General features: G+C 68.1%; 20 protein-coding genes. 7 read left to right on the top strand and 13 right to left on the bottom strand.

The genetic code is table 11. The features are described from left to right. Positions 1 to 61: 61 nt before the first annotated feature. Positions 62 to 592: a hypothetical protein gene (locus tag WAE60_RS12940; protein WP_029910899.1), complete on the bottom strand. Its 531-nt coding sequence runs from the start codon at positions 590 to 592 to the stop codon at positions 62 to 64. Positions 593 to 807: 215 nt separating this feature from the next. Between WAE60_RS12940 and WAE60_RS12935 the strand changes: the two genes are divergently transcribed. Next, a complete protein-coding gene (locus WAE60_RS12935; protein WP_337686887.1) occupies positions 808 to 1,674 on the top strand; it encodes a hypothetical protein in 867 nt (288 codons plus the stop codon). An 85-nt stretch (positions 1,675 to 1,759) separates the two neighbouring features. Here WAE60_RS12935 and WAE60_RS12930 read toward each other — a convergent pair whose 3' ends face one another. The 10 genes from WAE60_RS12930 to WAE60_RS12885 form a co-directional block, all read right to left on the bottom strand. Beyond that, positions 1,760 to 2,020 (bottom strand): ATP synthase F1 subunit epsilon, encoded by a 261-nt coding sequence (locus WAE60_RS12930; protein WP_029910888.1) that lies wholly within the window; start codon positions 2,018 to 2,020, stop codon positions 1,760 to 1,762. Continuing rightward, the gene (locus WAE60_RS12925; RefSeq protein ID WP_029910885.1) at positions 2,020 to 2,268 is read right to left on the bottom strand and encodes a hypothetical protein; all 249 of its coding nucleotides are present in this window, start codon (positions 2,266 to 2,268) and stop codon (positions 2,020 to 2,022) included. The genes WAE60_RS12930 and WAE60_RS12925 overlap by 1 nt, the downstream gene beginning before the upstream one ends. Continuing rightward, positions 2,268 to 3,890, bottom strand: coding sequence for a F0F1 ATP synthase subunit beta (gene atpD / locus WAE60_RS12920; RefSeq protein WP_337686883.1), 1,623 nt, complete (start codon positions 3,888 to 3,890; stop codon positions 2,268 to 2,270). The genes WAE60_RS12925 and atpD overlap by 1 nt, the downstream gene beginning before the upstream one ends. Before the next feature lie 55 nt (positions 3,891 to 3,945). Then, positions 3,946 to 4,821, bottom strand: a complete 876-nt coding sequence (locus tag WAE60_RS12915) for a F0F1 ATP synthase subunit gamma (RefSeq protein ID WP_337686882.1) — start codon at positions 4,819 to 4,821, stop codon at positions 3,946 to 3,948. 7 nt (positions 4,822 to 4,828) lie between these two features. Further along, positions 4,829 to 5,437: a pseudaminic acid biosynthesis-associated methylase gene (locus WAE60_RS12910; protein ID WP_231499433.1), complete on the bottom strand. Its 609-nt coding sequence runs from the start codon at positions 5,435 to 5,437 to the stop codon at positions 4,829 to 4,831. A 28-nt stretch (positions 5,438 to 5,465) separates the two neighbouring features. Next, entirely contained in the window at positions 5,466 to 6,998 is a 1,533-nt protein-coding gene (atpA, locus tag WAE60_RS12905; RefSeq protein WP_029910875.1) for a F0F1 ATP synthase subunit alpha, read from the bottom strand. 48 nt (positions 6,999 to 7,046) lie between these two features. Next, positions 7,047 to 7,601, bottom strand: a complete 555-nt coding sequence (locus tag WAE60_RS12900; protein WP_337686879.1) for a F0F1 ATP synthase subunit delta — start codon at positions 7,599 to 7,601, stop codon at positions 7,047 to 7,049. Positions 7,602 to 7,812: 211 nt separating this feature from the next. Continuing rightward, on the bottom strand, positions 7,813 to 8,055 hold the full coding sequence (locus WAE60_RS12895; protein ID WP_029910869.1) for a PaaI family thioesterase: 243 nt from the start codon (positions 8,053 to 8,055) through the stop codon (positions 7,813 to 7,815). 133 nt (positions 8,056 to 8,188) lie between these two features. Then, entirely contained in the window at positions 8,189 to 8,524 is a 336-nt protein-coding gene (locus tag WAE60_RS12890; RefSeq protein WP_029910866.1) for a hypothetical protein, read from the bottom strand. Positions 8,525 to 8,792: 268 nt separating this feature from the next. Continuing rightward, a complete protein-coding gene (locus WAE60_RS12885; protein ID WP_337686878.1) occupies positions 8,793 to 9,983 on the bottom strand; it encodes an FAD-dependent oxidoreductase in 1,191 nt (396 codons plus the stop codon). Between the two features lie 147 nt (positions 9,984 to 10,130). On the opposite strand from WAE60_RS12885, the gene WAE60_RS12880 reads away from it, so the two are divergent. Next, on the top strand, positions 10,131 to 11,429 hold the full coding sequence (locus WAE60_RS12880; protein ID WP_337686877.1) for an acyl-CoA dehydrogenase family protein: 1,299 nt from the start codon (positions 10,131 to 10,133) through the stop codon (positions 11,427 to 11,429). Between the two features lie 3 nt (positions 11,430 to 11,432). On the opposite strand, the gene WAE60_RS12875 is transcribed toward WAE60_RS12880, so the two are convergent. After that, positions 11,433 to 12,386, bottom strand: a complete 954-nt coding sequence (locus WAE60_RS12875) for a DUF1254 domain-containing protein (RefSeq protein ID WP_337686876.1) — start codon at positions 12,384 to 12,386, stop codon at positions 11,433 to 11,435. 266 nt (positions 12,387 to 12,652) lie between these two features. Here WAE60_RS12875 and WAE60_RS12870 point away from each other — a divergent pair, with 266 nt between their 5' ends. The 4 genes from WAE60_RS12870 to WAE60_RS12855 all read left to right on the top strand — a co-directional run bounded on the left by WAE60_RS12870 (position 12,653) and on the right by WAE60_RS12855 (position 15,436). Beyond that, positions 12,653 to 13,297 (top strand): LemA family protein, encoded by a 645-nt coding sequence (locus WAE60_RS12870; RefSeq protein WP_337686874.1) that lies wholly within the window; start codon positions 12,653 to 12,655, stop codon positions 13,295 to 13,297. 168 nt (positions 13,298 to 13,465) lie between these two features. Continuing rightward, positions 13,466 to 14,260, top strand: coding sequence for a TPM domain-containing protein (locus tag WAE60_RS12865; protein ID WP_337686873.1), 795 nt, complete (start codon positions 13,466 to 13,468; stop codon positions 14,258 to 14,260). Continuing rightward, a complete protein-coding gene (locus WAE60_RS12860; RefSeq protein WP_029910848.1) occupies positions 14,260 to 14,955 on the top strand; it encodes a TPM domain-containing protein in 696 nt (231 codons plus the stop codon). The genes WAE60_RS12865 and WAE60_RS12860 overlap by 1 nt, the downstream gene beginning before the upstream one ends. A 64-nt stretch (positions 14,956 to 15,019) precedes the next feature. Continuing rightward, positions 15,020 to 15,436, top strand: a complete 417-nt coding sequence (locus tag WAE60_RS12855) for a DUF4440 domain-containing protein (protein ID WP_337686870.1) — start codon at positions 15,020 to 15,022, stop codon at positions 15,434 to 15,436. A 109-nt stretch (positions 15,437 to 15,545) separates the two neighbouring features. Here the strand turns inward: WAE60_RS12855 and WAE60_RS12850 are convergent, their stop codons facing one another. Beyond that, a complete protein-coding gene (locus WAE60_RS12850) occupies positions 15,546 to 17,933 on the bottom strand; it encodes a TonB-dependent receptor (RefSeq protein ID WP_337686869.1) in 2,388 nt (795 codons plus the stop codon). Positions 17,934 to 18,269: 336 nt separating this feature from the next. On the opposite strand from WAE60_RS12850, the gene WAE60_RS12845 reads away from it, so the two are divergent. After that, positions 18,270 to 19,457: an acetyl-CoA C-acyltransferase gene (locus tag WAE60_RS12845; RefSeq protein ID WP_029910840.1), complete on the top strand. Its 1,188-nt coding sequence runs from the start codon at positions 18,270 to 18,272 to the stop codon at positions 19,455 to 19,457. Positions 19,458 to 19,682 lie beyond the last annotated feature (225 nt).

Below are 19,682 nucleotides of genomic sequence, written 5' to 3'. Positions count from 1 at the left end.
CGGGAACGCCGAACGGTCCGGACGCCCTCGCGTCCGGGCCGTTTTGCCTTCGACGATGGTCTCAGGGCTTGGCGGTGCTCAGCACGAAGGTCGCCGCGTCGGGGAAGTTGGCGACGACCACGTACATCTTCAGGTTCGGATAGGCGGGCGAGACATAGGTGCCCTTCTGGATCAGCTGGTTGTCCTCGGCGGTCTTCACGAAGCCCGACCCGACGGCGATGCCGGCGTGGATCATGATGTTGCGCAGCATGGTCGAGAAGGCGGCCGGGTCGCCGGTGACCGGCTGGGCGCCGTCGTAGTAGCCGACCTGGCAGTAGCCGTCCTGCGGCGACTGGGCCAGGTACAGGCGGGCGGTCTGGGGCGAGACCCAGACCTTGGTGGCCGGTCCCTGCCACATCGCCTTGATCGAGGCCGGCGCCGGCTGCCAGTTGAAGGTGGCGGCCGTCGAGGCGATCGCCGCGACATTGGTCCCGGCCGGCAGGCAGACGCTCTTGAAGACGTCGACGACCTGCTGCCGATAGGTCGGGACGGCCTGGGCCGAGCCGACGGCCAGGAAACCGGCCAGGGTCAGGATGGTGGCTAGGACGCGCATCGCGATTCCCCCGGCGCCGACGGGCGCGGCCCCCAGACTAGCCGCAATCCACCATCGGGAGAACATCGTTATCCCTTCAACTTCGCTCCCGGACCCGAAACCGGGAATTGCGGGGGCCGAACGAGGTCTTTGCCGTATGGCGGCGCGGGGTGGGCGACGGGAAACTGGGGGCGTTTCCGGCGCGCGAAGCCTGGAGCTCCTACGAGGAGGATTCGATGACCTTGGCGGAACTGGTTCCCCTGGGCGTCAAGATCAGCATCGTGACGATCGTCTTCGCGCTGGGCCTGAGCGCCCGACCCAGGGACCTTGTCCATCTGGTCCGGCATCCGGCCCTGGCGGCGCGATCGGCGCTGGCGATCATGCTGGTCATGCCGATCGTGGCGGTGCTGCTGGTCAAGTTCGTGGGCCTGTCCGCGCCGGTGGCCATCATGCTGATCGCCCTGTCGCTGGCCCCGACGCCGCCGATCCTGCCCCGCAAGCAGCTCAAGGCCGGGGGCGACGCCAGCTACGCCATCAGCCTGCTGGCCACCATGGGCCTGGTGTCGATCCTCTGGGTCCCCCTGGCCCTGGAGCTGATCCAGCGGGTGTCGGGCCTGCCGCTGGGCATCGCGACCCCCAAGGTGGCGTCCGTGATCGCCGTGACGATCCTGATCCCGCTGCTGGCCGGGATCGCCCTGGCCTATTTCGCGCCGGCCCTGGCCGCGAAGCTGGCGCCGATCGTCTCCAAGGCCGGCCTCCTGCTGCTGGTGGTGGTCGCCCTGCTGATCCTGGTCAGCCAGTGGCGGCACATGGCCGGCCTGGTGGGCGACGGGACGGTGCTGGCGTTCGTGGCCTTCGTGGTCGTCGGCCTGGCCGTGGGCCACGCCCTGGGCGGACCCGACCCCAGCGACCGCACCGTCCTGGCCCTGGCGACCGCGTCGCGGCATCCGGGCCTGGCCCTGGCCGTCGCCCACGTGAACTACCCCGACGCCAAGGCGCTGGTCGCCGCCGTGCTGCTGTTCCTGGTGGTCAACGTGATCGTGTCGATCCCGTACGTGGTCTGGCGCAAGCGCGCCGGCGCCGCCGGGGCGGTCGACCTCTGACGTCTGACGACCACGCCCCCGAACGCGAAACGGCCCGGACGCTCTCGCGCCCGGGCCGTCTTGCCTTCAGCGATGAAGCCGGCGCTTAGACCGCTTCGACCGCGTGTTCGGCCAGGATCGTGAAGCCGTCGGGACCGACGTCCGCGAAGCCGCCCTGGATGTCGAACAGGCGCACGGTCGAACCGTCGCGCACCGTGACCCGGCCTTCGCGCAGGGTGGTCATGAACGGCGCGTGGTTCGGCAGGACGCCGAAATCGCCTTCCGTGCCGGGGGCGTCGACCTGGTCGACGTCCGCCGAAAACAGTTCGCGCTCGGGCGCGACGAGGGAGAAGTGCAGCTTAGCCATCAGTCATGAGTCTCCACGGCGCCCAGGGCCGCTTCGATGTCTTCGTCGGTCTGGATCTCGGTCCCGCAGAACGGGCAGAAGCGGATGGTGGCCAGCACGACGCCGGTTTCACCACCCTCTTCCCGATGACCCAGATTGAGCAGGATCAACCCGCTGTCGTGCTCGATCAGCGCGTCTTCGGGATCCGAAGACACCGCATCCTCGAGCTCTTCGCAGCAGAAATTGATCAGCTCGTGTTCGTCGGTCATTACGCTTCGCCAGCCATCTTCTCGGCCTTGGCCACGGCTTCCTCGATCGGGCCGACCATGTAGAAGGCGCCTTCCGGCAGGTGGTCGTACTCGCCGTCCACGATGCCCTTGAACGAGCGGATGGTGTCCTTCAGCTGGACGAAGGCGCCCGGCGTGTTGGTGAACTGCTCGGCGACGTGGAACGGCTGCGACAGGAAGCGCTGGATCTTACGGGCGCGGGCGACCGTCAGCTTGTCCTCTTCCGACAGCTCGTCCATGCCCAGGATGGCGATGATGTCCTTCAGGGCCTTGTACTGCTGCAGCACTTCCTGGACCGAGCGGGCCACGTTGTAGTGCTCTTCGCCGATCACCAGCGGGTCCATGATCCGCGAGGTCGAGTCCAGCGGATCGACGGCCGGGAAGATGGCCTGGGCGGCGATGTCGCGCGACAGAACGGTGGTGGCGTCCAAGTGGGCGAACGAAGCGGCCGGGGCCGGGTCGGTCAGGTCGTCGGCGGGCACGTAGATGGCCTGGACCGAGGTGATCGAGCCCTTGTTGGTCGAGGTGATGCGCTCCTGCAGGTTGCCCATCTCGGTGGCCAGGGTGGGCTGGTAGCCCACGGCCGAGGGGATGCGGCCCAGCAGAGCCGACACTTCGGCGCCGGCCTGGGTGAAGCGGAAGATGTTGTCGACGAACAGCAGCACGTCCTTACCTTCCTCGTCGCGGAAGTATTCCGCGATCGACAGGCCGGTCAGGGCGACGCGGGCGCGGGCGCCCGGGGGTTCGTTCATCTGGCCGTAGACCAGGGCGCAGCGGCTGCCTTCGGTCGAGCCGTTGTTGGCCTTCGGGTCGACGTTGACGTTCGACTCGATCATCTCGTGATACAGGTCGTTGCCTTCGCGGGTGCGTTCGCCCACGCCGGCTAGGACCGAGTAACCGCCGTAAGCCTTGGCGATGTTGTTGATCAGTTCCTGCATCGTCACGGTCTTGCCGACGCCGGCGCCGCCGAACAGGCCGATCTTGCCGCCCTTGGTGTAGGGGCACATCAGGTCGATGACCTTGATGCCCGTGACCAGCACTTCAGCGGTGTTGGTCTGGTCGGCGAACGACGGGGCGTCGCGGTGGATCGTGCGGTAGATGTCCGACTGGATCGGGCCCTGCTCGTCGATCGGCTCGCCGATGACGTTCATGATGCGGCCCAGGGTGCCCGGACCGACCGGAACGCGGATCGACTCGCCGGTGTCGCGCACGGCCTGGCCGCGGACCAGACCTTCGGTGGCGTCCATGGCGATGGCGCGGACGGTGTTCTGACCCAGGTGCTGGGCGACTTCGAACACCAGGCGCTGGCCCGAAGCGGTGTTGACCGTCTCAAGCGCGTTCAGGATGGCCGGCAGCGGGCCTTCGAACTCGACGTCGACGACGGCGCCGATGACCTGCACCAGCTTGCCGGTGGCGGCGCCGATGGAGGCGGCGGCCTTCGGGGCCGAAGCCTTGGCGGCGGCCGGAGCCTTGGGCGCGGCGGCCTTCTTGGCGGGAGCGGCGGCGGCGGCCTTCGGAGCGGCGGCAGCCTTCGGGGCGGCGGGCTTCTTCACGGCGGCCGGCTTGGCGGCGGCGGCGGGAGCCTTAGCGGGGGTCTTGGCCATGGCGTTCAGGGTCTTTCGTACGGGCTCGTGCGGCGTTTTATGGTTGGGTTCAGGATCAGACGGCTTCGGCGCCGGAGATGATCTCGATCAGCTCCTTGGTGATCTGAGCCTGGCGGGAACGGTTGTATTCGAGGGTGTAGCGCTTGATCATATCGCCCGCGTTGCGCGTGGCGTTGTCCATCGCCGTCATCTGGCTGGCGTAGAAGCCGGCCATGTTGTCGAGCAGGGCCGACAGGATCTGGACCGTCAGGTTGCGCGGCAGCAGGGTCTCGAGGATGGCCTCTTCCGAGGGCTCGTACTCGTAGACGGCGGCCGGACCCGAAGTCGCTTCCGCGCCCTCGACCACGGCCGGGACCAGCTGCAGGGCGGTCGGGACCTGCTGCACCACCGACTTGAAGCGGCTGTAGAACAGGGTGACCACGTCGACCTCGCCGCTTTCGTAGGCGCGGATGACGACGTCGGCGATCGGCTGGGCGACTGACAGGGTGAACTGGCGATAGGCCGACAGGTCGAAGTTCTCGACCACCTTGTCGCCATAGGGGCGCTTCAGCTGGGCGGTGACCTTCTTGCCGACGCAGACGATCTTCACGTCCTTGCCGTCGCGGATCAGCGTGTCGATCCGCTCGCGCGCGGCGCGGACGATCGACGAGGTGAAGCCGCCGGCCAGGCCGCGGTCGGCGGCGGCGACGATCACCAGGTGACGGTCGTCACGGCCGGTGCCGGCCAGCAGGGCCGGAGCCCCGTCGCCGGACACGCCGGCGGCCAGGTTGGCGATGACGTTCGACAGGCGCCGAGCGTACGGACGGGCGGCTTCCGCCGCGTCCTGGCTCCGGCGCAGCTTGGCCGCCGCCACCATCTGCATCGCTTTCGTGATCTTCTGCGTCGCCTTGACGCTCGAGATCCGATTGCGCATTTCCTTTAGGCTTGCCATCCGCCTATCAGACCTTCCTAAACAACCACCAGGTGCTGTCGTCCATCACGGTCGTTCTTCTCCAGAAGAACCCGTAATCGACCAACTGCAGATCTGGGAACATATCCATGTAGAGCGAGCCAAAATCGTTCTTGAACAGAAGATCTTGTTCGCCACGGTAGGTAATCGTTTCGGCCTTCGGCGAAAAATACTCGGAGCAGAAGACGTACTTGGAAGCCACGCGGTGCACTTCGCGCATCGTCGCCTCCAGCTGGCTGGGATCGACGTGGATCAGGACGCCGGCCGTGAAGGCCATGTCCACCGCGCCGTCGGCCAGCGGGATGCTGTGACCGAAACCCTCGAACAGCCGCTCGGCCGGCAGGACGCCGTTCTCGATCAGCTGCTTGCGGGCCGAAGCGTTGGGCTCGATGGCCCATTGCTCCATGTCCGACAGGGCCTGGATGCCCAGGAGGTTGAGGCCGACGTTCGGCCCCACTTCCAGGACGCTCTTAGGCATGTCGCCGGTCATGCGCGAAAGCACCTCGCCCCAAACCCGGGTGCGGCCGCGGACGGCCTCGACGGTGGCGCCGCTACGTTGCGTGTAGCGGTCGCCGAACTCGCCGGACCATGCGTCCAAGGATTTGGGGTGATCAGCCATCGATCAGCTAGGCAAAGGTCGCCGAGAAGCTGTCGAGCACGCTCTTCAGCGTGTTCTCCAGGTCCTTGTCGAGGGCCTTCTTGGTGCGGATGCCGTCCAGCAGGTCCTTGTGGGCGCTGTGCAGGCGGGCCAGGAACTCGGTCTCGAAGCGGCGAACCGACGAGGTCGGGATCTTGTCCAGATAGCCGCGCGTGCCGGCGTAGATCACGCAGACCTGCTCTTCGACCGACTGCGGGGCGTACTGCGGCTGCTTCAGCAGCTCGGTCAGGCGTTCGCCGCGGGCCAGCATCTTCTGGGTCGAGGCGTCCAGGTCCGAGCCGAACTTGGCGAAGGCGGCCATCTCGCGATACTGGGCCAGTTCGCCCTTGATCGGACCGGCGACCTGCTTCATGGCCTTGATCTGGGCCGACGAGCCGACGCGCGACACCGAGATGCCGACGTTCACGGCCGGGCGGATGCCCTGGTAGAACAGGTCGGTTTCCAGGAAGATCTGGCCGTCGGTGATCGAGATCACGTTGGTCGGGATGTAGGCCGACACGTCGTTGGCCTGGGTTTCGATGATCGGCAGCGCCGTCAGCGAGCCCGAGCCGTTGTCTTCGTTCAGCTTCGCGGCGCGTTCCAGCAGGCGCGAGTGCAGGTAGAACACGTCGCCCGGATAGGCTTCGCGGCCCGGCGGGCGGCGCAGCAGCAGCGACATCTGGCGGTAGGCGACGGCTTGCTTGCTGAGATCGTCATAGATGATCAGGCCGTGCAGGCCGTTGTCGCGGAACCACTCGCCCATGGCGCAGCCCGAGAACGGGGCCAGGTATTGCAGCGGGGCCGGCTCCGAGGCCGAGGCGACGACGACGATCGTGTATTCCAGGGCGCCGTGCTCTTCCAGGGTCTTGACGATCTGGGCGACGGTCGAGCGCTTCTGGCCGATGGCGACGTAGACGCAGTAGAGCTTGGCGCTCTCGTCCTTGCCGGCGTTGGCGGCCTTCTGGTTCAGGATGGTGTCGATGGCGACGGCGGTCTTGCCGGTCTGACGGTCGCCGATGATCAGCTCGCGCTGGCCGCGGCCGACCGGGATCAGGGTGTCGATCGACTTCAGGCCGGTCTGCACGGGCTCGTGCACCGACTTGCGCGGGATGATGCCCGGGGCCTTGACGTCGACGCGGCGACGCTCGGTGAACTGGATCGGCCCCTTGCCGTCGATCGGCTCGCCCAGCGGGTTGACGACGCGGCCCAGCAGGCCGCGGCCGACCGGCACGTCGACGATCTCGCCCAGACGGCGGACTTCGTCGCCTTCCTTGATGGCCTGGTCCTGGCCGAAGATCACGGCGCCGACGTTGTCGCGCTCGAGGTTCAGGGCCATGCCCTTCACGCCGGCCTTCGGGAACTCGACCATTTCGCCGGCCTGGACGTTGTCCAGACCGTAGATGCGGGCGATGCCGTCACCGACGGACAGCACCTGGCCGACGTCGGAGACGGCGGCTTCTTCGCCGAAATTGGCGATCTGCGACTTGAGGATGGCCGAAATCTCGGCGGCGCGGATGTCCATGGCTGTCTTGGGCTCTCTGCGATCTATTTTTTGGGCGCGCTTATACGCTTAAGCGCGCTTGAGGGCGAATTTCAGGGAATCGAGCTTCGAACGGAGCGAGGCGTCGAACAGGCGGGAGCCGACACGCACCTTGATGCCGCCCAGGATGGACGGATCGACGCGGGTCGAGATTTCGGGGGTCTTGCCGACGGCCGTGGCGACGGCGGCCGACACGCCCTTCAGCTGGGCGGCGGTCAGGGCCTTGGCGGTGACCACTTCGGCGGTCACGACGCCGCGGTGCTGGGCCGACAGCTCGACGAAGGCGCTGATGGCGCCCAGCAGGTCGCCGGCGCGGCCGTTGCTGGCCACCAGGCCCAGGAACTTGGCGGTCAGCAGCTGGAACTTGGCCTTGGTCGCCACGGCCACCAGGCCCTTGGCTTTGTCCTCGGCCGAGAAGGCGGGGCTCTCGATCAGCCGGCGCAGGTCGGCGCTCTCGGCCGCCATCGCCCGCAGAGACTTCAGGTCGGCCTCGACCTTGGTCAGCTGGTTGCTCTCGATCGTCAGTTCGAACAGGGACTGCGCATAGCGCTGACCCGCATCCGTCGCCTTGGTTTCGTCCGCCACTTGTTCCGCCCGGTGCGTTGCAATCGCCGCGGACAAGAAGATTAACCCTCATCCCGGCTTAAAGGCTTGAGCGCGCTTGGAAAAAGCGCATGGACGGCCGGCGCTGACGCGCTGCCCTGTCCGAAGCCGCGCGCCTGATAACACGCAGCCTTCGCAGTCGCAACCAAGGCCAATGCGTAAGGAGCGACGGCTTTTCGTAAAACAGGTCCGGCTACGCTTGGGTGACCCTGCGGAACACCGCCGAGGCGGCGGCGACCAGGTTTCCGTCGTCGGTACGGAGCTCGGCCTGGGCGAAGACCAGGCTGCGGGTCGAGCGCTCGACCCAGGCCTTGCCGGCCAAGGGTCCGTCCGCGACGGACGCGCCGTAGTCGACGGTCATCGAGGTCGGCTCGGCGTCGGGCCCGGCGATCTCGCGCAGGGCGTCTTCCAGCAGGGCGGCGGTCGAGGTGCTCATGAGGGTCCCATAGTCCCAACCCGGACAAAGAAAAAGGGCGGCGGAACCGGTCCGCCGCCCCATAGGCGAATGCTCGAGGAAACAGCCGGACAGGGCGGGGCCCCAAAAGCGTCCGGGTAGATAGAGAGACGACTTACTTCGAAGCCGTCTGCACGCCGGCCTTGGCCGAGGCGTTGCAGCGGGTCAGGTCGTCGGCGTCCAGCGACTTGGTGTCGCCGCCGAAGGCGGCCACGGGGCCGACTTCCTTGGCGAGCGCCTTGCACGCCACGGCGGTCAGGGCCCGCGAAGGGGCGGCGGTCGAGACGCACTCGGCGCCGTCGCAGACGAAGACCGCGCCGCCGGCGACGACCTTGGTCTTGGCGGCGACCGGGTTTTGCAGGGCGACGGCGATGCGGCCGTCGGCGAAGGCCGAGCCGGCGAACAGGCAGGTCGTCAGGGCGGCGGCAGCCGCCAGGGATTGGAGCTTCATGAGAGAGCCCTCCAGCGAGTACAGGGGAGTGGAGATCGAATGATCGGCGATAAGCTGTACTGGTCGCTCCAACCCGGGGATGTCGGCATCGGTATCCCCACCGATGCTTCGGATCAGAACTAAGCACTGCTTAGATATCAGTGTTCAGAAATTGCGCAAGCGAAAATTATTTCGCATGAGCATTTTTTAATGAAACGGGGCGCCTTTTCCGGAAACGGCCCGGCCGCGCTGAGGAAACGGCGCGGTCCGGGAGAAAACGGCGCGGCGCTCACGCCCTTTCGTAGAGGCTCGCGATGGTCGTCACGGCGTTCTCCGCCTCGGCCCGGTCGGGTCGCTCGACCTCAATCCCGTAGCCCCACATGTCGCTGTCGCCGACATACTGCACCACGATCCCGTCCGGCCGCGGCAGCACCGAGACGTGCTTGTAGTAGACCCCGTAGTGGACCTCGGGCTGGGCGGCCAGCCAGGCGATCTGGCCGCGCACCGGGGTGATGGTCTCGTCCTTCCATAGCGCCCGCGCGCCGTAGCCGGTGCAGTTGACCACCACCGGCTCGCTCAGCCGCGCCAGGTCGGCGGGGGTGTCGAAGGTCATGGCCACGATCCGGCCGCCCTCGGCCAGGAAGTCGTTGGTCAGCATGTGGGCCAGGTCGCTGACGTTGAACTGCATCGAGGTCCCGTGCCGGACCCGCTCGACCGGGAACGGGTGCGACCCGGCCGGCAGGTCCTGGAAGCCGGGCACGATGTCGTGCAGCCGCTCGCCGTACTCGGCGAAATGGACCGACCCGGCGGGGCGGGGTCCGCGCGGACCGCCGGCCCCGCCGCCGAGCAGCGTGTAGCGGTCGCTCCACGACACCGGCTCGCCCGGCAGGCCCAGAAGGGTCTGGTAGGCGGCGTAGGACGTGCGGGCCATCTCCTCCCACAGGGCCGGGAAGCCTGGGGCTGCCTTGTCGGCGTCGGCGACGCGCGAGTCCGGCGACCAGGTGCCGGTGGCGCGGAACGAGCGGGTCTGGGGCGTGCGCTCCTTGGCGTAGATCGTCACCTTGGCGCCGGCCCGCTGCAGCAGCAGGGCCGAGGTCAGGCCCAGGGCGCCGCAGCCGATCACCGCGACCTCCTTGGTCCCGCCCTCCAGGGCCTTGCCGGCGGCGATGGTGCTGGAGCCCCACGACAGCGACCAGCCGCTGCCGCCGTGGCCGTAGTTGTGCACCACCCGCTTTCCGGCGACCTGCTCGACGTCGAGGCGGGGTCCGGCGGCTCGGAACGGGCGCAGGCAGACGGTGATCTTGGTGATGCGGTCGACGCTCATCCGCAGCGGGGCCAGCGGCGGCACGACGAAGGCGGGGCGGGACGGGGCGATCAGGCCGCTCGCGGTTCCGCCCTGGGTCACGCAGCCGGCCAGGCTGGTCGTGCCCAGCCCGCCCAGTCCCGCCAGCACGGCCCGCCGGCTGCTCGTCGTGATCATGGACGCCTCCCCTACCGACACGCGCCGACCCTAACCAGGGGCCCGGGCTCCCGCCAAGCGCGTTCCCCCACGTCACGGTTGTCGTCCGCCCGAAGGGGGGCGCATGCTGCTTTTCAAGGCTCACAGAAGCTTCGAGGAGACGCGGTCATGGACTTCAATCCGCCGGCGGAACTGACGGCCTATCTGGCGACTCTGGACGCGTTCATCGCCGACACCATCGCGCCCCTGCAGGCCGAGCACGACAACGAGCGCTTCTTCGACCACCGCCGCGAATGGGCCCGCACCGACTGGGACGGCGGCGGCCTGCCCCGGCGCGAGTGGGAAGAGCTGCTGGCCAAGGCCCGGGGCCTGGCCGACGCCGCCGGCCACTACCGCTTCGCCCTGCCCAAGACGTACGGCGGCCAGGACGGCTCGAACCTCTGGATGGCGGTGATCCGCGAGCACCTGGCGGCCAAGGGCCTGGGTCTGTTCAACGACCTGCAGAACGAGCACTCGATCGTCGGCAACAATCCGTTCGTGCTGATGATCCGCGACTTCGGCCGGCCCGACCAGCAGCACCTGATCCCCGACATGCTGGACCGCCACGCCTTCCGCCCGACCTTCGGCCTGACCGAGCCGAACCACGGCTCGGACGCCACCTTCATGGAGACCCGCGCCGTCCGCGAGGAGCGCCACGGCCAACCAGGATGGCGGATCGACGGCGAGAAGATGTGGACCACCGGCATGCACGTGGCCACCCACTGCGCCCTGTTCGCCCGCACCGGCGGCGAGGACGGCGACGCGCGGGGGATCACCTGCTTCCTCGTGCCGGCCCACGCGCCGGGCGTGAAGATCGAGGAGTACCTCTGGACCTTCAACATGCCCACCGACCACCCGCGGGTCAGCTTCACCAACGTCTGGGTCCCGGACGAGGCGATGTTCGGTCCCGAGGGCGGCGGCCTGGCCCTGGCCCAGCACTTCGTGCACGAGAACCGCATCCGCCAGGCGGCCTCCAGCCTGGGGGCGGCAGTCTTCTGCATAGAAGAGAGCGTCAAGTACGCGCGCACGCGCAAGCCGTTCGGCAAGGCCCTGGCCGAGAACCAGGCCATCCAGTTCCCGCTGGTCGAGCTGGCCACCCAGGCCGAGATGCTGCGCCTGCTGATCCGCAAGACCGCCTGGGAGATGGACCAGATGACCAAGCCGGAGGTCGAGAAGCGGCTCTCCGACAAGGTCTCGATGTGCAACTACTGGGCTAACCGCCTGTGCTGCGAGGCCGCCGACCGGGCCATGCAGGTGCACGGGGGCCTGGGCTATTCGCGCCACAAGCCGTTCGAGCACATCTACCGCCACCACCGCCGCTACCGGATCACCGAGGGCAGCGAGGAGATCCAGATGCGCAAGGTCGCCGCCTGGCTGTTCGGCTACATCGGCCCGCGCAAGGCGGCGTTCGCGGCCGAGGGGGTGTAGGTCTTATCCCGCCACCGGCTCGGGCTTCGGAAAGACCCATCGTCCCTCCCGCACTTCCGCGCGCGGCCGATAGAGGCGCACGAGGTAGTTCCAGCCGGGGGGAACCGAGAGGCAGTTGGGGCCACCGCCCTCGCATCCCCCGAACCGCACCGTGATGGAGCCGTCGGCGTCCTTGTCGGCGGTGATGCTGTTGATGGTGTAGCTGTCGCGGCTGTTGGGCTCGAAATAGCCGGCCGCATTATAGATGCTGATCGACCAGAAGCCGTCGACCGGCACGTCCTTGACCGTCAGCCGATGGACGGTCCGGCCGTCGTTGGCCTCCGGTTGACCGCCGATGTACATCGCCTCGGAGTCCGGATTGCCGCCCCAGCCCGCGGCGGCGCCGACCAGGCGGCGAAACGGATCCACCTCCGTCCGCGAACCGAACGCGTGCTCGAAGTTCGAGAGCCCCGAGCCCAGCACCTTCAGGGCGTCGCGAACCTGGGTCAGGCTGGCCTGGTCCCAATCGGGAAAATCGGCGGCTCCGACCCCGGCCTGGGTGACGGTCACCGCGTCCTGCAGCCGATGAACCGCCTTCACGTCGGCGTCGTCGGTCGGATCGACCAACGTCCGCACCAGCGCGGCGACATATCGCGTGCCGATGTCGGCCTTGGTCAGGACCCTGCGGGCCGGCGCGTGCTCGACGCCGTGCGTATAGTGGTCCTCGTCGATGAACTGCAGCGCCATGTACCGCGCGCCGGCGTCGGGCAAGGTGATCGTCACGTCGCCGGCGTCCAGGTCGAAGAGTCCCTGACTGTACAGCGTGTCGCGATTGAGCCGGACGACATCCTGCTTGTCGATCGCGGCCGGCTCCCTGACGTGGGAGAATTTCCCGAGCGCTCCGTTCCTGACGAAGCCGAGCATGTAGTTGTCGGTTTCGGCCCGGACGAAATTGTCGGCGTTTACAATCACGGACATGACGCGCCCTTCCTGTGGACCCCCACAGGATCAAGGGCGACGGCGACCGCCCGCAATCGGGGAGACCCCGGAGCCAGGGCGTGGAAACCCGTGGGGCCGCGCCTTGGACCGTCCCTACGCGCGTGACGTTTCCATGATGACAAGCGCGCGCATTGCGTGAAAATACAAGCTCAGGTCGTTATCGCGTTTGCATCGGCGGGACGCGCGTCGTTAGTGTGCCTGGAACGCCGCCATACTTGGATCCAACCCGGTTCGAAGGGACTTCCATGCGCATGCTCAGAACCCTCACCCGTCTCGCGCCTGTTCTAGCCGCCACGATCCTGCTGGCGGGCTGCGGGATCAACACCATCCCCACCCAGGACGAGGCGACCAAGACCGCCTGGGCCGAGGTGCAGAACCAGTATCAGCGCCGCTCCGACCTGATCCCCAACCTGGTGGCGACGGTGAAGGGCTACGCGGCCCAGGAGAAGGGCGTGCTGGTCGAGGTCACCCAGGCGCGCGCCAGCGCCACCCAGGTCAAGGTCGACGCCTCGACCATCACCGACCCGGCCCAGTTCGAGCAGTACGCCGCCGCCCAGGACAAGCTGTCGGGCGTGCTGGGCCGGCTGATGATGATCCAGGAAAGCTATCCGGAGCTGAAGTCCAACCAGAACTTCCTGGCCCTGCAGAGCCAGCTGGAGGGCACCGAGAACCGCATCTCGATCGCCCGGCGCGACTACAACAACACCGCCCAGGTCTACAACACCACGCTGCGGACCTTCCCCAGCATCATCTGGGCCAAGACCCTTTACGGCAGCCAGAAGCCGGCCCAGCTGTTCCAGGCCACGGCCAACGCCCAGTCGGCGCCCAGCATCGACTTCAGCGCCCCGCCGGCCCCGGCGGCCAGCACCCAGCCCGGCCCGGGGAACTAGGTGATCGCGCCGGGCGCATCTCTCCTCCCCCGTGAAACGGGGGAGGTGGCCGCGCAGCGGTCGGAGGGGGCGTCCCGCCGCCGCCGCGACGCGCCCGCTCGACGCGCCCTCCGTCACGATGCGTATCCGCATCGCGCCACCTCCCCCGCCGCGCGGGTGAGGAGCTATGTGCTCGCCTTCTTCCTGACGCTCTTCCTCTTCGCCCTCCCCGCTCTTCCCACGTCCGCCCTGGCCGCCGCCCCGAGCTTCCCGCCCCTGACCGGGCGCGTCGTCGACGGCGCGAACATCCTGTCGCCGCAGGTCGAGGCCGAGCTGACGACCAAGCTGGAGAACCTGGAGAAGACCAGCGGCCGCCAGCTGGTGGTGGCCACCGTGCCCAGCCTGCAGGGCTACGAGATCGAGGACTACGGCTACCAGCTGGGCCGCGCCTGGGGCATCGGCGAGAAGGGGACCAACACCGGCGCCCTGCTGATCGTCGCCCCGGCCGAGCGCAAGGTGCGGATCGAGGTCGGCTACGGCCTGGAGCCGATCCTGACCGACGCCCTGTCCAGCGTTATCATCCAGACGGCCATCCTGCCCAAGTTCAAGGCCGGCGACCTGGAGGGCGGGGTCACGGCCGGGACCGACGCGATCATCCAGCAGCTGGGCCTGCCCGACGAGGAAGCCAGGGCCAAGGCCGAGCAGGCGTTCAAGGTCTCGCAACAGGCCGAGCGCAACACCGGCCCCTCGCCGATCCTGGTCCTGATCGTGCTGTTCATCGTCATCGTGATCCTGAGCAACATGTTCAGCCGGCGCGGCCGGCGCGGCGGGCTGGGCTCGGCCCTGCCCTGGATCATCCTGAACGGCATGCTGAGCGGCGGCCGGGGCGGCGGCGGCGGTTTCTCCGGCGGCGGCGGTGGCGGCGGAGGCTTCTCCGGCGGCGGCGGCTCGTTCGGCGGCGGCGGATCTTCGGGGAGCTGGTGATGCACACGCTTTCGCAGACCGACCAGGAACGCATCGCCAAGGCCGTGGCCGAGGCCGAGAAGACCACCGCCGGCGAGATCTATTGCGTGCTGGCCCCCGAGGTCGGCGACGACCGCGCCGTGCCGCTGATCTGGGCGGCCAGCGCGGCCCTGCTGCTGCCGGCCCTGGCCCTGCTGGCGGGCTTCCGCCCCGAGATGCTGAGCCGGCTGTTCGGCGGCTGGAGCGTCGGCCACGAGGCCGCCCACGACGTGGCCATCCTCTCGGCCCTGCTGACCTATGTCGGCCTGCAGGCGGCGATCTTCGCGGTCACGGCCGCCCTGGTCTCGATCCCCGCCGTGCGCCGGGGCCTGATCCCCGGACCGGTCAAGACGGCGCGGGTCCGCCACGCGGCCATGGACTATTTCCTGGCCAAGGACCTGCACCTGACCCGCGAGCGGACCGGGGTGCTGATCTTCGCGGCCCTGGCCGAGCACCGCGTCGAGGTGATCGCCGACGCCGGCATCCACGCCGCCGCGCCGGCGGCGGTGTGGGACGCGGTGGTGGCCGACCTGGTCGCCGGCCTCAAGCGCGGAGCCGTGGCCGACGGCTTCGTGGCCGCCATCGCCCGCACCGGCGCGATCCTGGCCGCCCACGTCCCGCCGCGCCCGGGCGACGTCAACGAGCTGCCCGACGGTCTGACGGTGCTGCCACGATAGGACCGCCGCGCGGGCTACATCCGCCGCCGTCGCGCGTTCTGGGCGTGACGACCAGGAGGATCCGATGAGCGACCAGGACAACTTCACCGCCTTCCTCGACCGGCGCCGGGCCGTGGCCCAGGCCTATGTGAACGGCGACGCCGGGCCGCTGGGCGAGATCGCCGCCCAGGCCAATCCGGCCAGCTTCTTCCCGCCGGGCGGGGGGCGCGAGCAGGGGGCCGGCCACGTGACCGCCGTCAATGCCCGCGGCGCGCGCAGCATGGCGCCCGGCGGCGAGACGACCCTGGAGATCCTGCACAGCCAGGCCAGCGGCGAGCTGGCCTATTGGACCGGCCTGCAGCACGCCAGCGTGCTGTTCGCGGGCAAGGACCAGCCGGTGGAGATGCACCTGCGGGTGACCGAGATCTTCCGCCGCGAGGACGGCGACTGGAAGATGATCCACCGCCACGCCGACCTGCTGGCCGAACCGCAGCCGAAATAGGACCGGGGACGCGCCCCCCAACCGGGGACGCGCCCTTGCGGCGTGTCCCCAAGTCCTGGCCCCGTGGATGCTGATGGGGACACGCCCAAGGGCATGTCCCCGGCCCCACCTAGAACGACTTGCGGATCGTCAGGCCCGCCGTGCGCGGCTGGCCGATCGTGTAGCCCAGCCGCGCCCGCCCGCCGCGTTCGCGGTCGAACGACAGCAGGGCGTTCTCGTCGTTGACGTTGTTGACGTAGACGATGACGTCCAGGCCGTTGTCCATCTGCACGCCGGCGCTGAGGTTGATGATGTCGTAGCTGGGCAGCTTCAGGTTCAGGGTCGTGGCGTCGTCGCCCGAGGCCCCGCCGAACGGCAGGCCCGAGACGAAGTCGCGCGGGTTGTCCTCCTGGTCGCTGGGCTGGGTGTAGCGGCTGCCCACGTGCTGGAACGAGGCGGTGACGTAGCCGTCCATGGTCTCGGTCAGGCTGCGGGTATAGGTGGCGTTGATCGAGATCTGGAACTTCGGCACCGACGGCAGGCGGTTGCCGTCGCGGATGCCGCCGATCACCGCGCCCGTGCCGTCCGTGACCGTGGAGTCGAACTCGGCCTCCACCAGGCTGCCCGAGACACCCAGGTCGAAGCCGTTGGCCAGGCGGGCCGTCAGCTCGCCCTCGACCCCCATGGTGTGGGCCTTGGGCACGTTGAACACCACGCGCGACGAGCACGAGCCGGCGTCCAGGGTCGTCTGCAGGTTCTTGATGTCGGTGTAGAACACCGCGCCGTTGAAGCTGACGCGGCCCATCCGCGACTTCATCCCGCCCTCGTAGTTCCACAGGGTCTCGTCGTCATAGCTCTGGTAACCGCCGAAGATGGCCTCGTCCTGCGGCGAGCAGAGCGGCAGGTTCAGCGGGTCATTGACCCCGCCCAGCCGGAAGCCCTTGGACGCCTGGGCGTTGAAGGTCAGGTCGGCGTCGGCCTTGTAGCTGAGCAGTAGGCGCGGGGTGAAACCATCGGACGAGGTCTTGTCGGTCTGGTCGTCGCCGTTGGCGAACAGGCCGCCCGAGGTGAAGCGGCGCTCCTCGTTGAAGTCGTAGTAGCGGCCGCCGGCCGTCACGGTCAGCTTGCCGTATTCGTAGCTGGCCTCGCCGAACACCGCCTTCTGCTTGATGTCGTAGGGCAGCGAGGCGTTGTAGGGCGAGTTGGCCGGGAAGCCGTTGGCCACGGCGGCCGAGGTGCCCGCGCCCAGGGTGGCGTCGGTATAGGCGTCGTAGCCCGGCGTCGGCAGGCGCTGGTTATAGACCCGGTCGACCTTCGAATAGAACGCCCCGACCAGCCACTGCAGCGGGCTGTCGCTGTGCGAGCTGAGCCGCACCTCCTGGGTGAACTGCTCCAGGTCGGTGGTGTCGACCAGCTTGGACGGCAGGGTGACCGCCGCGTCAGGGAAGCCCAGGTCCACCGAGACGCTGCCGGTCAGGGCGCTGGCGTCGCGGTTCACGTCGATCTTGCGGTCGATGTAGCTGGTGACCGAGGTCAGCTCGACGGTGTCGAAGCCGAAGGTGGCGGTCAGGTCGCCCAGGAAGGTCTTGTCGCCGAAGCTCTCGTCCAGCAGCAGGTACTGCTCGCGCTCGCCCATCGTGATGGCCGGGCGGGTGGTGGTGAACGGATTGGCGAACAGGTTGAACGCCTCCTGGCGGTTGAAGCCGCCGGCCTTGATCTCCTGATAGACCAGGCGCGGGGTGATGCTGATGGTCTCGGTCGGCTGCAGCAGCAGCGAGACCCGGCCGCCGCGACGGGAACCGTCGTTGACGTTCTTCTTCTTCGTCCCGCCCTCTCCCAGGGCGTCGACGAAGCCGGCGTATTCGGTGTCGTAGCCGACCACCCGCAGGGCGGCCTTGTCCGACAGGGGCAGGTTGACCACGCCCTTCAGGTAGCCGCCGACGTCGCCGCCCTGCAGCACGTTGAAATTGGCCTCCACCGTGCCGGCATAGGCGCCCAGCTTGGGCTGGTTGGTGATGTAGCGGATGGTGCCGCCCACCGAGCCCGAGCCGAACAGCGTGCCCTGCGGCCCGCGCAGGGTCTCCACCCGGTTCAGGTCGAACAGGTCGACGTCGGGCGTGAACAGCGACAGCGAGATCACCGACTCGTCGAGATAGACCCCGACCTGCTCCTTCACCCCCGGCTGGTCGCGGACCACCTGGCCGGCCGAGACGCCGCGCACGGCCACCTGGCTCTGGCCCGGCCCCAGGTTCTGGATCGTCAGGCCGGCCACGTTGCGCGACAGGTCCTCCAGCGTCACCGCGCCGCTCTTCTGGATGTCGGCCTCGGTCTGGGCGTTGATCGAGAAGGGCACGTCCAGGATCGTCGCGTCGCGCTTGGTGGCGGTGACGACCAGCTCCTCGACGGTGTTGTTGGTGTTGGACTGCTGGGCCAGGGCGGCCACGGGCGCGGCGATCGACGCCGCCGCCAGCGCGGACGCGGCCAGCCATGCCTGCCGCCGGTGCTTTACAGAACGCATGAATTCCTCCCGCTTTCGGTTTTCAGCGGCCATTTAAAATTATAATTTTCGGCCACAACCTAAGCGTTCTTGCTCGAATCATTGAAAGTCAACGCCAAACCAGACCATTGCCGAGGCGCAATGATCTTTCCCCGTGCGCGTGGATTACGGGCAACAATGTCCAATGAGTTCTTGGCGAGCGGGATCACGCTACAGTCAAGCTCGGAGCCTTTTCCTGCCAAGCGTTACCGCTATCGGCGCGTCGCCCGCTTTACGTTCGCGTGACCTTTCGCCGGCGGAAATCCCGGTCTAGGGTGGCCGCCAATTCAAACTAACGTTTAAAGGGGAGTGCGCCCAATGCGCGAAGCGGTCATCGTCTCTTACGCCCGGACGGGCCTGGCCAAGTCCAACCGCGGCGGGTTCAACAACACCCACGGCGCGGCCATGGCCGGCCACGCCATCCAGCACGCCGTGTCGCGCGCCGGCCTGGAAGGCCCGGAAGTGGAGGACGTGGTCCTGGGCTGCGGCGGTCCCGAAGGCGCCACCGGCATGAACGTCGCCCGAAACGCGGCCATCTGGGCCGGCCTGCCGGTCACCACCTCGGGCCAGACCGTCAACCGCTTCTGCTCCTCGGGCCTGCAGGCCATCGCCACCGCCGCCAACTACGTGCGCAACGACGGCGCCCCGGTCGCCATCGGCGGCGGGGTGGAGTCGATCTCGCTGGTCCAGGGCGGCGGACACATGAACCGCTTCCACATCACCGAAGACAAGCTGATGAAGGAAAAGCCGGCCCTGTGGATGGCGATGATCGACACCGCCGACATCGTGGCCAAGCGCTACAACATCAGCCGCGAATACCAGGACGAATATTCGCTGCGCAGCCAGCAGCGCATCGCCGCCGCCCAGGCCGCCGGCCTGTTCGACAACGAGATCGTCCCGATGGCCACCAAGATGAAGGTGGTCAACAAGGAGACCAAGGAAGAGAGCCTGGTCGACTACGTGGTCACCAAGGACGAGTGCAATCGTCCCGAGACCACCCTGGAAGGCCTGGCCAAGCTGGAGCCGGTCAAGGGTCCGGGCAACTTCATCACCGCCGGCAACGCCAGCCAGCTGTCGGACGGCGCCGCCGCCGTGGTGATCATGGACGCCAAGGAGGCCGCCCGCCGCAACCTCGAGCCGCTGGGCCTGTTCAAAGGCTTCGCCATCGCCGGCTGCGAGCCCGACGAGATGGGCATCGGCCCGGTCTTCGCCGTGCCGCGCCTGCTGGAACGCCACGGCCTGAAGGTCGACGACATCGACCTGTGGGAGCTGAACGAGGCCTTCGCCAGCCAGTGCCTCTACAGCCGCGACCGCCTGGGCATCGACCCGGAGAAGTACAACGTCAACGGCGGCTCGATCGCCATCGGCCACCCGTTCGGCATGACCGGCGCCCGCTGCGCCGGCCACCTGCTGCTGGAAGGCAAGCGCCGCAAGGCCAAGCTGGGCGTGGTGACCATGTGCATCGGTGGCGGCATGGGCGCCGCCGGCCTGTTCGAGATCTTCTGATCCCGAACAGGCCGGACGACGGCGCCCATCACTTGAGGACGCCGAAATCGGCAAGCCGATTTCGGTGGGGCGCCGCCGGTCTGTTCGAGATCTTCTGATCCCGGATTGATCCCTACGGAGCTATCAAGGCGCGTCCGGCTCGGACGCGCCTTTTTTCGCGCGTGATCTCGCCCCAAAAAAGCGTCATCGAGGCGGGCGATAGTACGTTCCACAAGACCGCTCCCC

It is taken from the genome of Caulobacter sp. CCG-8, from assembly GCF_037402475.1.
Classification (GTDB): Bacteria; Pseudomonadota; Alphaproteobacteria; order Caulobacterales; family Caulobacteraceae; genus Caulobacter.
The sequence above is the reverse complement of the archived record's forward strand: the minus strand, read 5'-3'. Positions and strand labels throughout refer to the sequence as shown.